Origin of the sequence: Victivallis sp. Marseille-Q1083, assembly GCF_903645315.1 — a bacterium.
Taxonomy (GTDB): domain Bacteria; phylum Verrucomicrobiota; class Lentisphaeria; order Victivallales; family Victivallaceae; genus UMGS1518.
Genome location: NZ_CAHJXL010000002.1, coordinates 558,007 through 571,259, shown reverse-complemented (window position 1 = coordinate 571,259; position 13,253 = coordinate 558,007). Strand labels below are relative to the sequence as shown.

Annotated in this window: 7 protein-coding genes; 6 read left to right on the top strand and 1 reads right to left on the bottom strand. The window is 40.4% G+C overall.

Going from position 1 to position 13,253, the window contains the following annotated elements; genetic code table 11:
• The first annotated feature begins 3 nt into the window (after positions 1-3).
• The 6 genes from HWX74_RS18400 to HWX74_RS18375 are packed head-to-tail and all read left to right on the top strand — an operon-like array spanning position 4 to position 12,007.
• Positions 4-2,274: a hypothetical protein gene (locus tag HWX74_RS18400; protein WP_176015023.1), complete on the top strand. Its 2,271-nt coding sequence runs from the start codon at positions 4-6 to the stop codon at positions 2,272-2,274.
• Complete coding sequence (locus HWX74_RS18395; protein ID WP_176015022.1) at positions 2,267-3,898, top strand: hypothetical protein; 1,632 nt, start codon at positions 2,267-2,269, stop codon at positions 3,896-3,898. Before HWX74_RS18400 ends, HWX74_RS18395 begins: the two co-directional genes overlap by 8 nt.
• Complete coding sequence (locus tag HWX74_RS18390; protein WP_176015021.1) at positions 3,898-9,171, top strand: ATP-binding protein; 5,274 nt, start codon at positions 3,898-3,900, stop codon at positions 9,169-9,171. Before HWX74_RS18395 ends, HWX74_RS18390 begins: the two co-directional genes overlap by 1 nt.
• Positions 9,171-9,377, top strand: coding sequence for a hypothetical protein (locus HWX74_RS18385; protein WP_176015020.1), 207 nt, complete (start codon positions 9,171-9,173; stop codon positions 9,375-9,377). The genes HWX74_RS18390 and HWX74_RS18385 overlap by 1 nt, the downstream gene beginning before the upstream one ends.
• Entirely contained in the window at positions 9,338-9,994 is a 657-nt protein-coding gene (locus HWX74_RS18380; protein WP_176015019.1) for a hypothetical protein, read from the top strand. The genes HWX74_RS18385 and HWX74_RS18380 overlap by 40 nt, the downstream gene beginning before the upstream one ends.
• Before the next feature lie 15 nt (positions 9,995-10,009).
• On the top strand, positions 10,010-12,007 hold the full coding sequence (locus HWX74_RS18375) for a hypothetical protein (RefSeq protein WP_176015018.1): 1,998 nt from the start codon (positions 10,010-10,012) through the stop codon (positions 12,005-12,007).
• Positions 12,008-12,080: 73 nt separating this feature from the next.
• Here HWX74_RS18375 and HWX74_RS18370 read toward each other — a convergent pair whose 3' ends face one another.
• Positions 12,081-13,235, bottom strand: a complete 1,155-nt coding sequence (locus tag HWX74_RS18370; RefSeq protein ID WP_176015017.1) for an IS4 family transposase — start codon at positions 13,233-13,235, stop codon at positions 12,081-12,083.
• Positions 13,236-13,253: the final 18 nt, after the last annotated feature.

The following is a 13,253-nucleotide window of genomic DNA, read 5'->3' as shown; positions in this document are numbered from 1 at the left end:
ATTATGCCATCTTCAGAACTGTTCATTGAAATCGAAAAAATGGGAACAAATGCGGGGAATTTTCGTCCTCACAAAGCTTTGTTATTACTCGCAGTCGTTGACCTTTTTGAACAAGGAATTTTTCAGTCAGCGCAAATATTTTACAATGATATTCTGAAAACAGCTTTTACAAATAGGTTTAGGCAATTTGCATCTGCCAACGATCGGGATCGTTCTTACGCTCCATTTTTCCATTTACGAAGTCAATCTTTCTGGTCATTAGTACCTCAAGATGGAATGGAACTCGTCCTTGAAAGCACTCATACAGTTGGTGGACCGGGACAATTAAAGGAAATTGTAAAAAATGCAGTATTATCAGATGAAATGTTTCAATTGTTAACAACTGCAGAGCGCAGAAATATATTGAAATCCTTCTTGGTTAAACATTTGAGTTCATCAGTAGAAAAAGTTACGTCTACAGCAGAGGGGATGGCTATTGTAAAGATTGAAAAAATGCTTACAGGAAATTCTTTTGTTTCATATATAAACTCCCTTAATTCGCTTGATGGCAACAGCGACGGAGCTTTAGCAGAAAAGCAAGCTCAAGAAGCCCAATTTTGTCAAATTCATATATCGCATCCTCTTGTCGATGAAATATACTCAATTTTGACAACACAAGGTCTCAACAAACATATTATTCTTACCGGCCATGCAGGAGATGGTAAATCAACAATTGCCTTGGAGGTGTATAAGCGGATTAAGCAATTGCCTGCAGATTTGTCCCTTGATGCCGGATTGCAGGCAAAAGAGGAGTTGAACTACGGTGGAATTCCGATTACCATTGTAAAAGACCTTAGCGAATGGAGTCGGGAAGAACAGATGCAACTTTGGAAAGAAATAAAAAGCAATCAACGCCGTTTTGTGCTGGTATCAAACACAGGCAGTCTGCTTTCTCTGATTTTGAATAATTGTGACAGCAATCAAAAAATGTTATGGGAAGACCGTGTGTTAGAGGCAATGGATTCCTCTCGAGGAAAGAACTTGGTAATCGAAAACATTATTTTTTCCGTCTATAACCTTGCTTTACGAAACAATATTGATATTGCAAAAAAACTGTGGCAAAAGATGATTCATGCCCCCGGCTGGGAAAAATGTCAGCAATGTTCGTTTGCTAAAGGTTGTCCTATTTTGCGCAATGTGTCGTTGATACAACAGTATGATTCCGTTATCTTGGAAAGACTCGGCTTGTTACTAGAACGTATTTCTGCGTACGGAAGTCGACTTACAATGCGGCAGATTAGTGCTCATTTTTCATACATGCTCTGTTCTGGCTATAATTGTTCACAAATTATGGAACAAGCTGTTGCTGGTGCAAGATTTCACGACAACGCAGGGGATTATTTCTTCTTTAACCACTTTTTCGGAGACAATGCAAATGCAGCAGATTATCGTGCAGAACAGTTAAAATCAGTTAAGGTTATAAAAGCACAAAATTTCGAGTCCCGTTTTGCCTCCAGTGTTGAACGTTACTTCTGGCTAGAGGGACAAAAGGGATCTATTACTCTGAATATTCCGGAGTTGGAAAAATATTATAATAAAGTGAGTAGAGAAGCCAATATTGAAATTGATCCAGAATCCAATAATTCGGACGGAGCAATGGCAAGGCGGCAAATTCGTAGAATGTTTTACTTCCTTCATACGCCTTCGGAATCAACACGAGCAAATTTTGAGAAATTTCTGGGAGCCTTTTTAAATTCGGAAATGCTGTTACAGTATAATAACTGGCACCAACAAGGAGAGTTGGCTTTTGAAAAGCGAACTAAATTGCTTAATCAACTGTTTCAGGTTTTGCAAGAGCACTTTTGTGGAGTCCGTATTCCTGACGGCAGTAAATCCAATGGGAAATCACTGTATATCACTCTTGCGCGCAGACAACACAACATCCGCCAAAGTGCACAGGTTGTGTTAGGGAAGATTAATTTCACTGAAAACTTCAGCATTAAATTTGAGAGCAATGTTGTTATTCTGCAGGGTAAAGCTATCTGCAAAGGCATCGATTTGGAATTAACATTGCCATTCCTTGACTATATTGCACATCGTAAAAATGGTGGAATTAGCTCGGTCCTACAAAGCTCCTATATTGATCGATTGGAAAAATTCAAAACGGATGTGCTCAAACGCTGTGCTTTGCCAAATGATGATGGCCTTGTTTTACTAAAACAAAATAACACTTATGAATTATGTCAACAGCGCTTGCGTATGGAAGGTGATAAGTTGGAGGTCTCAAATGACTAATTATATTCCTGATTTTCCAAGAGGGATTTGCAATACAGAACAAAAAGAAGATGGAAATCCCGCGATCCAGTTATTCGGACGACGTTTTTCTAGCGAACAACATCCTGTCGAGTTACTATCCGAATTTTTATTGTTACTTTCTTCTCAAAAAGCGATAGCTGGAGACAATTTTTCGGGATATTTTCCAGCATGGGAAAAATTGCAAGAATGGGCTTATGAAGAGCTTTCATATTCTCCTAAGGCAAGATTAAATTTAAAACTTTTCACATTCCTTGGAGCATCTCGTCTTGAGACTCGTCATGCAACCCATCGGCAACATTGTCAAGAATTATGGAAAAAAATGAAGGAAAAAATTTATGCTGATGATGGGCAAAAAGATGAAGCTCTTATCTTGCTAAATAATTTATTCCTTGGCTTTTGGGGAAATGGTGCTCAACGTACTTGGTGCGCTCAAAATTTTCTGCCATTCTGTGAGGGTGTTCTTAGCGGAGAATTGATTTGGAATGAAACTGTAGCGAGAAAATCAGAAAAACTGCTTTGTTGGCAAGATGTTTTGGATAATTTTAATAGTTTGTTTACACAAAATCAACATCGGTTTCTGGCTCGTGGCGGAGAATTACTTTTTCTTCAACTGAATAATGCATTTCATCAAGAGCCTGTTAAAATAACAACTTGGCTTAAGGATACAGGACGATGGGAATTTTTGTTGCCCCACGAACAAGCTCCCAAAATGCTTTACGATAAACTGCAAGGAGCATTATATAAATTTTTTGAGAAAACTCCAAAAGAATTAAACGAACTGGCTGATTTTATTGATCGTCAGGCTGATCAAAGTACAGCTAATGCGACAGATTCAATTCACGATAGGCAACGTCAGATTACATGTGGTTGGTGTCCAGAAGAAGGATGGCATGAAGGATATCTTTTCGCTATTGAACTTTTGCGGATATTGCAAGCACAAACAGATCTTATGGAAACAGTTGATCTTTTGCAAATGGTCTGTGCCATGCAGTTGATGCGTTCTCTAGCCGCACAAAGCTATCGATATCGTGATGGAGTTTCCTGTGGTGATGGATTAAATTTCCGTCTGTTTTTCTCTGAAATAGATGAAAGCTGCAGAAAACGTCGTGAAATTTCTCAGAATACACTCTCTGACATCTGTCTTAGTATATACAAAGCGATACGCATTCCGCAAATAAAAGAAAACATTTCGACGCTTGATGGTAAACAAGAAAGAGTTTATAAAGAAGCAGATAAAACATACGGTCATAAGCTGTACAGCCGTGTGGGAAAGAGTATTGGTTTAATCGTTCCCCGGCGTGGCGGCAAGGCTCGTTTTGTTCTGACCGACAAGTTGTTGCGATTTTTCGTCCTTTCCCTCGTGCCTACACAACGGATGACATTGGAACGTTTCAAGCAGAATATTGCGAACCACTTTGGATTTGTATTTGACGAAAGCGCATTGGCAGAATCTCCTGATTGGCAAAATCGAAAGGAGCAACTCGATTTCAATGCTGTCGATTCGCAATTCTTGGAACGAATGTTGGAGGCTTCTGGAATGCTGATCACATTGTCTGACTCATGTTCCTTGGTAAAAAATCCTTTCTGTAGGGGTGGTAAATAATGAAATACTATATTAAAAGCGTTGTTAATTATATTGATGGACAGCTGAAAGCTATTCCTGGCACAGGCAACCGTTTTCAGATGATGATTCCCAGCTTGCCTGCCAAAGAAACACTGGAATTGGCAAATCGTCTGGACAAATATTGTTCCGGAAATGACATCCATTTGGACTTCAAGGTAGCTCATGAACTTGCCGAAGAGTGGACTGCCCAAGAGCAAGCTGATGTAAAGGTTAACGGTTATTGGGTGTCCGGAAGTTTGACTGGATTACGCAACGCAATCAATACCAGTGATAAAAATTCTCTGCTAATCCTGGTAGGTTCTGCAAAAGTAACAGATAAAGGCAGTTTATCAGACTTCCACCAGTGCGATTTTTACAATCTGTGGAATGCCCAGCTGAAACAAAGTTTTGCCGGATGGTTGGATGATTTTTTTAATGAACACAATATACAATTCGGCGAAGCTGAACTTGAACAAGCAGATAATATTCTTAAAGAACTGTCAGCACGTTATGACATATTAAAAATCTCCGCATTTCTGGAGAATGCGGAAATAGATGGAACTTCTGCCAAGGAGGCTATCCGCGAGCTGCTCGCGCAATTAGACTCATTCGGGCTTCCTAATCTCAGCAACTGTGTGTATCAAAGCAAACGCAAAGAATCTTTTAGATATTATTCCAGCAGTGCAAAGGACTTTTTCAGTTACAACAGCTTCCTTGAGCCTTCCAAGCGCGAAGATGCATTGAAACGTATTGATAAATTTATTTCAGAAGCACAAAAAGATATTCAGCCGGAACAGATCGCATCCTTTGAGTCTGAAGAAGAATTCTTCGATGCTTTGAAACTTTACATCGCGGAAAACGATGCAGGATCCAAGCAGCTTCTGAACAAATGCGATTTTGTTTTTATCTGGGAAGATATTCTGAAATATAAGCCTAAAAAGGAAAAAACGGATAAACAAACTGTAAAAAAACTTTACGGTTCTCCTCTTGAGGTGTTTTTGCACGCTATTTATATTGCTCTTGGAAAAGCAAAAACTCATAATATCACCAAGGTTGTTCTGACCGGTAAAAAATTCCGCCATGATTGTTGCGCAGATGACATGAATCAAAGTGAGAAAGCACAGCAATTACTTACTCAAATGCTTGGTGGGTTGGACGCATTTTTGGAAAAATATATCCAAATTTTCCAGAATAAAGATGGCGACACCACAGAGATATCCTGTGAACTGCTGAACGATACTATCGCTTATGAGTCATCAAAGACCGGTGAGCCTTATTTTGAATTTCAAGTTACATTGGAACAACTCTCATCTGAAGACATGGATGAAGATTTCAATTTTGCTCTTTGCCTGCCAGAAATTCACCCCTACCGCTTGGCATCCGATCTGATAACTCTTGCACACAAAAATATTGCAGAGCACAATGCCGACTGGCTTTATCCCATTCCGGTCTTTCATCTGAACTACTATCAGGAATTGATGGCCGCTAAAGATGAGGATGAAATTTGCCGGATATTGCTACATTGTATCAATGACAGTGATTCCCATCCTGGAGCAACGCCTTTCATGGAGAACCTGTTTACAGAGACATGGCGCACTCAACATCCGGATGAATTAAAAATAGATCTGGAAAAAATTGCTTTTGACTATAAGCAGTTCATCTCAAATGCAAAAAATAACGGTTTTTACTCTGCTTTGAGAGAAAAAGCATCGGCTCTTATAGACTCTTATCATCAGGCAGCAGAACACTTTGTCAAAGAAGAAAAATATCAGAATTCCACAAAATTGGCGGCGATGTTATTCCGAGCATTTTTGGTCATCGGTGATCACCGCAATCAAGATATTGATATTTGGGGAGTTCGGCCATACGAGAAAGATGCCGTCATCACCATTTTGCATCCCAGTTTAATAGAGATGGTTCATGCTCAGTGCGTATTCCTGACGCGTGCATTTTCCACTCTGGTTAATGAAGCATTGGCAAGTGATAAACCCAGTTTCAAAGAAAACCGGTGGCAGTACTATGTTGATATGGCAGAAATTCAAATGCCGCTTGGGGGCTTGTTAACCGATGCCAATGGTGTGTTAAGTATAGATGTCAGAGGCAAAAATTTACTTCATCGTATCTTGAATAAGCATACCGATCCAACATCTTCAATTGCAACTCGCCTGATAACTCGCTATGATCACATAGATGAGGATGATATCAGCGATACAGAGATTTTCAAGGAAACACGAGAGTCAAAACTGCTCTTGAGAATCCTCAATGATTACCGAGTAATGCATCCTCACGCCCGTGACGGCATTTGCCTTGCTGTCTATCGGAATGATGATATTCAACCTGTGCTTTCTGCGTTGAATAGTTATCTGAAGAAGTGGATCAACCCTGATCAAATGAAAAATGGACAAAAATATGCAGTATCATTGGTGTTGTTCTCTGACTTCGCTGACGATACAGGTATTGCCAACTATCTTGAAGAGTGGCAGGAGCGCTGGGAAGCGGCAGAAAATGAAGATAAGTTGAAATACTACTCCTATTGTTCATTGTCTGTGGCGCATCGCATTGTTTCAACAACTAACAACCGTGCACAATTTGAAAAAATTTTGCGTGAAGATTTCGACTGCGATATTTTTGTGTTCTATAACTTCATTGCAGCAGGACAGGATGAAAATAAATTTAAGCCAGTTGCCGCTTATGACAATACTCGGGATGTGTTGAAATTCCCGATACTGGAAAAGTCCTTCTGCTCACAAGCGACTCCTGATGAGAAGCTAACTCGAACTCAAATTATTAGCAACCGGCAATTCAGAATAAACGCGGACCATACTGAAATTATGGCGCGCCTGAAAAATCAATATACGAAAACGGATCAATACCATGTTATTCTCGGAACAGGCAATTTTGCAGAATGGCAGAGAATCATTGATGCCGCACATGAAGCCGCCGAATGGATTGTATGCATTGATGCCAATATTGATGATAAATTGTTGAAAGAAATAAGTCCTACTTACAAAGATCAAGGCAAAGAGCGTGAACTCATAGGTTTTGGTTCTGGCGTTGGTGTCCACGGAGAAAGTAATTATACTATTTCAACTCAGCAATTCTCTTTTGCTGACCTGAAAATTAATCTCCGGAATAATTTCAAAAATACTTTCTCCTATGGTAGCAAGGCAGAGGATATTGTTATCGTTGAGCAATTGGTAGGTGAAGCACAAAAACTTTCCGGTCTGTCTATGATCAGAGCGCTCGGTCCGAGCTATTACCGGTGTGACTTGTTGGCTTACAGCCTGATTTATAAACTTCTGCCGCTCACCTCCGGCGAACACTTGTGCAATCAGATATTTTCTATCGATGCATATCGTCATTGGTTCGATTTGAGTTCTCCTGACGATAAAACACATCCTGATTTATTGTGGATGCGGGCAGATATTACCCCTTCGGGAAAATTCGCCTTCAAGATGACCATGATCGAATGCAAGATGGTCAAGGAGAACAGTGCTGTTTTGGATAAGGCTAAAGAGCAAATTCAGAATGGACTTGATGTACTTATTAAGGCATTCCGCCCCAGAGTGAATGGCCAAGAAGTGCCAGATGGACGCTACTGGTATTTGCAGCTTCATAGATTGATTGCTTGCAGCGCAAAAAATGTTCAGAATGAAGAAATATTCCTGGCGGCAATGGAACGTTTGTCAGCCGGTGATTTTGAAATTTCCTGGACTGCCGGTGTTTTTGCATTCTGGACGGACAGCAAGCAACCGGGAATGGACGAAATTGAATGTTGGGATATTGAGTCCAACAATGAAAACTACGAAGTGCAGGTTTATTCCATTGGTTATCAATTCATAAAGAATATTTGCAACGGCATGGAATCTCCCATTAGAGATTGGGATGGAAAGATGGTTACTCTTAAACCATCTTCTTCAACTGCTACCGATATTGAGGAACGTCCACAGGACGAGATTGAACCAGAAGAGGAGGAAGAGGTAATCGTAGCTCCGCCAGTCATTGAACCTGTTATTCCTGAAGATGAGCCACCTGTGAGTTCTGGGAATGATTCAATAGATGATTCAGCCTCAACGGCTGACGGGAATGACGAGGATGGTAAAACCATTGAACAGCCCCCCGCTGTTCCGGGGCCTCAGCATGAGATTCCACAACGAATTTTCTTGGGGAAAGAAAATGGCAGAGACTTCTATTGGGAATTTGGACATCCTAAATTGAACAACCGTCATCTACTTATATTTGGCAGTTCTGGAATGGGAAAAACCTATGCTATTCAGACAATTTTGTGTGAATTTGGCAGACAGAAGCAAAACAGTCTTATTGTAGATTATACCAATGGATTTTTGCCCAATCAGCTGGAATCTGCAACGTCTAATGCTCTGAGACCAGGACAACGATTTGTTAAAGCAAATAAACTTCCTCTTGATCCATTTTTGAAGCAAAAGCAAGATGTTGGCGGTGGTTACTTCATCGAAAACAATTCTATGGATGTCGCAAAACGTGTAACCTCCATTTTTAACTCTGTTTATAATATGGGAGATCAGCAAGCCAGCATCTTAATTGATGCAATCTATGATGGTGTAGAGTCGGGACAAATGAATTTGGAACGTCTCATGCCGATTTGGGAAAGCTATCTTGATGATGGAGTTCACAAAAAAGGGACAGTGCAAACTGTCATCAGTAAGTTAAAGCCATTCGTTTCTGAACATCCGTTTACGAATGAGCAGAACTCTAGTTGGCAAGGAATTTTTGATGACAAGCAACACTTGTGTCATGTATTCCAATTGGCAGGGGTGGATAAGGAAACATCAAGAATATTGATTGAGTTTATTCTTTGGGATCTTTACGCATATGCATGTAATTCAAGTACCGAAAAGACTCCTAAAGTAATTGTACTCGATGAAGTCCAGAATCTTGATCAAAAATTAGAAGCTCCCCTGGGTAAAATCCTCACAGAAGGACGAAAGTTTGGATTGTGTCTTATTGCTGCAACACAGACTTTAAGTAACTTGGATAAAGATCAACAAGCGAGATTGTTCCAAGCAGGACATAAGTTGTTCTTTGGACCTAATGCGCCAGAGGCAAATCAATACGCTGAACTGGTTATGCAGGTTGCAAATTCAGGAACTAAAGAACAATGGAAGGCAAAACTTATGTCTTTGCAAAAAGGCGAATGCTTATCCATCGGCCCTGTCCTCAATGAAAAAACAGGTGAGATGAGAGTTGAGGTCCATAAAATCAAAATTTCCTCCTTGGCAGAAAGAGGTTTTTAATGGCTACTGCAAAAAATAAAAGCAAACGTTTAGCCCGGAATTTTCATCGTACATTTATTCCAGAAAAACAATATCTTGGCGCATTATTGAAATACGCAGCTGACAACGGCGAGCTCGATATGCAAGCAATCGCAGATGCAACAGGTATTCCTCTAGTGGAAAAGCCTTGCCGACTGCTGATTATTGCCTTGCAATGCATCTTGTAAAGGTTGAAGACGGAAGACTCGCTCTTACTTTCTTTGGCAGAGCAGTATTACTTGAAGATAAATTCTTTAGAGAAGCATTAACCCAGTGGATTGCTCATTTGTATCTCTGCAATAAAGAAGATGGGGCGGAAACGTGGTATCAAGTTTTCTGGAATGGCAAGGATATCCTTGGAGATAGATTTGATCAGGAAACTTTGGAAAAATGGATATGCCCGATGATTGGAGCATCCGATGGGAAATCACTAGGTCCAACATTTAGGATGTACTCTGACGAGAATTCATTTCAAAAATGTGGTGCAATTAAAGATTTTTCAGGAAGGTGGAAACGTGAAAAAGCACCGATTGATAGTAGTTTTGCTATTGGTTATGCTGCTTGGATGATAGATGCTATTGAAAGAAATAAACGTGCAGGTGGCCAAATAACTGTAGATGAGCTAGAGGAGTTCTGTGGCTTTCGCAGCATAACAGGTTGGACTCTCGGCGAATCACAACAAGTTCTGACAATGCTTGAACAAAAGGGTATATTTTCTATAGATCGGCATATGCATCCGTGGATTGTATGTAGTAAAACGACTTCTGAAAGTTTGTGGAAACGACTCTATGAAGATTTTATTTAACGGAGGATTAAAATAATGCCTGTTCTGAATGAGGTTGTTAAGTTTGATATTGCTCGCTTGTTTAATGGGGCTATTGATGTAGACTGGATTGTCTCTGATCCTGAAAAAGCCAAACAGGTTTCTGAAGCATTTGTGTTTCATGGACCTGCTTATCATGGGGTAGCCCAAAGAGATGTTTCAAATACAGGACATCGTCTGATTGACAGTGCTTCTTTCTTCAAAAATATACTTGGAAACTTAACAAACTATTCAGGACAACCTTTTACATTAGCCATTGCAGGATTTGGCAGTGGGAAATCTCATATTGCCCTTACGTTATCGCAGTTGCTGGAATCATCTGATGAACAGGTGAAAAATAAAATTATTGATAATATTGCAATCGCAGATAAATCCATTGCCGAGCAGACTCGAAAATTATTATCTGAATTAAATGGTAAAACTCTGGTTATTACCTTAAACGGAATGAATAATTTTGATTTGAGTTCTGAAATTCTTGCTCAAGCAAAAACAAAACTGCAAGCACTAAAGATTTCCACCGAGCCACTGGAAGAATTGCGGCAACGCTTTACCCATGCAGCTAGTATTCTGAAAAACTTTGATGCGTCATTGCTTCAGCCTCTTCTGCTTGAACTGGATATTTCTGACATGAGTGTGATTTATGACAAACTTGCGGCATATGATGAAACAATATATGCAAGAGTGCATGATTTCTTGGCAACCCTCGGAATACCGTTAAAAGCGATCGGCGATGAAACAGCTAAAGATGTGCTGAAACAACTTGTTGTCCAATATGTCGGTGATGACAAACCGTTTTCAAAAGTCTTGATTTTATTTGATGAATTTGGTCGCTATTTAGAATTTGCAACAACCAAAAGCCAAATCGCTGGTAATGGCGCATTGCAGCAGCTTTATGAGGGGATACAGGAAAATTCTGGTAAATTATCCTTTATCGGGTTCATTCAATATGAATTGAAAGCCTACGAGCAACGACTTCCTACTGAGTTCAAAAACGACATACGTCGTTTTATCACAAGATTTCAATCTTCTGAAAAATTGTATCTTTCAATAAATCTTGAAACCTTGATCGCCAGCCTTTTGCTTAAAAATACGAATGTTGTAAATATTGATCCAAACACCATCAAGTCAACCTTTGCTCAACTTCAAAACTGGTATCCGGATGCAAGAAACCATTCTCTCTGGAACTCAGAAGATATGTTCAGTCGAGTTATTGGACACGGGTGTTGGCCACTGTCTCCATTATCTGTATGGCTGCTTTTCCATTTATCTGCCGGAGGCCAATATCTGCAACAGCGTTCAGCCCTGTCGCTGTTAAAAGCAGCATTAGAGGATAATACTGAATTTGAATTTTCCACCCACTGTACAACCTTGCCTCCTGTTAGACTGTGGACATCTGAATTGCAAAGTGAGTTTTTAGATGTAGAAGAACAGTCAGGACATAATGCAATAGTTCAATCGTATCAGTCGGTTTATGAAAAACACCGACAACACTTATCTTTTGAAGACATTTTAACTCTTCGGAGCATTGTCCTCCTGTCCATAACTCGCTTGAAGGCCTCTAGCAGGAGTGAGGCGATTACTGCCTTATCTGCTTTCTCTGGAATAGCTGCCTATGAATTGGAAGCAATATTAAAGAATTTGGAAGAAGAACTTAATATTGTTTCTTGGGATGAATCATTCCATCAGTTTGATATTATTGGAGACAGTGTTTCAAAATCCCAATTTCTGAAGTTTTTACGCCACAAAATTGCTACAGAATATGATTCGGAACAACAAGAAAAGCTGTTTGTGCAAAAAGCGCAACTGGTTCCTGAATATATTCACGATATTGAGTGTGATTTTGCAAATGAACAGAAGATTTTGTCTTCTGAATGGATTTTTGATAGTCGTCCTACCTATTGGAGTATTTTCCGACGGCTAGCAGAAAATATGATTTCACAACATATGGACAGCCACACCTGTCCTAACAATTTTCAAAATGGCGTAATTTTCTGATTACGCCCCCTCATTTTCATCTATTTCACACCAATTCTCAAAAGTAGCCCCCCTTTGTTGTAAATCTGCTGTCCTAAAAAGCGAACTCTGGTTGAAATGATTCCGGCTCCGGTGGTTTGGTAAATGGTTGATCCAGCCATTGGCGCAAGTCGCGGTAAACAAATAGATTCCATTTCAGGAAAGTGACCAGGGTTGAAAAATGCCATTGCGCTTTCGACAAAAACTTCAGGTACTTGGTCAGCAAAATAGCGATAAGCGCTGTCCAAACTTGAATCCGAACCGCATTTTCGCTGGTGCCGATAAACGTTTTGATCTTGAAGTTCTGCTTGAGCATCTTGAAAAAGCTTTCGATTTGCCAGCGAGCCTTATAGATGTCGCCGATCGTTTGTGCGTCCAGCTCAAAATTGTTGGTTAGCAAGGTCAATGTCCGATGGTTTTCCACATCGCAGACGACCACTTTGCGGAGACGTTCCGGATATTTGTCTTGCGAACCACGCAGAAAAATGACTTCATCGCTCAAAACGGTTCCGGGATATTGCTTGACATCGTATTCCGGGATGTCGTAGGTCGTATTGGTCTTGAGGCGCGTGACAAAATCCACACCGGAGAGATTCCATTTATACAGCATGGAAAAATCAACGTATCCGCGATCACAAACCACCATGCTGTCACGCGGGAGTTCCATTCGTCTGGCGCTGTTTACCTCATGAACATCTCCATTGGTGAAATCAACGAACACGGGAAGATGACCATCGTGATCCAACAGCATATTGAGCTTGATTGCCCCTTTGGTTTGCCGATAGGTTGCCCATGGAAAAACTTTAATGCAAAGCTCAATCAGCGTTGCGTCGAGACTGTAAAGTTTCTTGGGAAACGAAAACTCATGCCGTGGCGCAATTGCATGGCAGTGTCCCAGAAGCATATGGAAAATATCGCCGAACATTTTCGGAGAGCGATGGGCATTGGCGTACGACAAGTTGGATTTGGTTGGAGCGGATTCCACTCCAAGATGATTCAATTTGCCTCCACAGGTTTTCAAACCTCCGCAAATCTCTCGCAGACTATTGGCCTGCGCCAACTGGCAGAAGATCATCGACACAAAATGTGCCCAACTGTCAAAGGACTGTTTTCGCTTGTCTCCATTGTGTTTCATGACTATTTCTTCAAATTCTCGCTTCGGTATCAAATCCAACACTTGACGAAAAAGACTGACTGATGTATTCTTCATTACGGAGCCTCCTTGTGG

Coding starts and splice junctions, on each gene's coding strand:
- HWX74_RS18400 (WP_176015023.1), top strand. CDS start 4: ATGCCATCTTCAGAACTGTTCATTGAAATCGAAAAAATGGGAACAAAT.
- HWX74_RS18370 (WP_176015017.1), bottom strand. CDS start 13,235: ATGAAGAATACATCAGTCAGTCTTTTTCGTCAAGTGTTGGATTTGATA.
- HWX74_RS18375 (WP_176015018.1), top strand. CDS start 10,010: ATGCCTGTTCTGAATGAGGTTGTTAAGTTTGATATTGCTCGCTTGTTT.
- HWX74_RS18395 (WP_176015022.1), top strand. CDS start 2,267: ATGACTAATTATATTCCTGATTTTCCAAGAGGGATTTGCAATACAGAA.
- HWX74_RS18390 (WP_176015021.1), top strand. CDS start 3,898: ATGAAATACTATATTAAAAGCGTTGTTAATTATATTGATGGACAGCTG.
- HWX74_RS18385 (WP_176015020.1), top strand. CDS start 9,171: ATGGCTACTGCAAAAAATAAAAGCAAACGTTTAGCCCGGAATTTTCAT.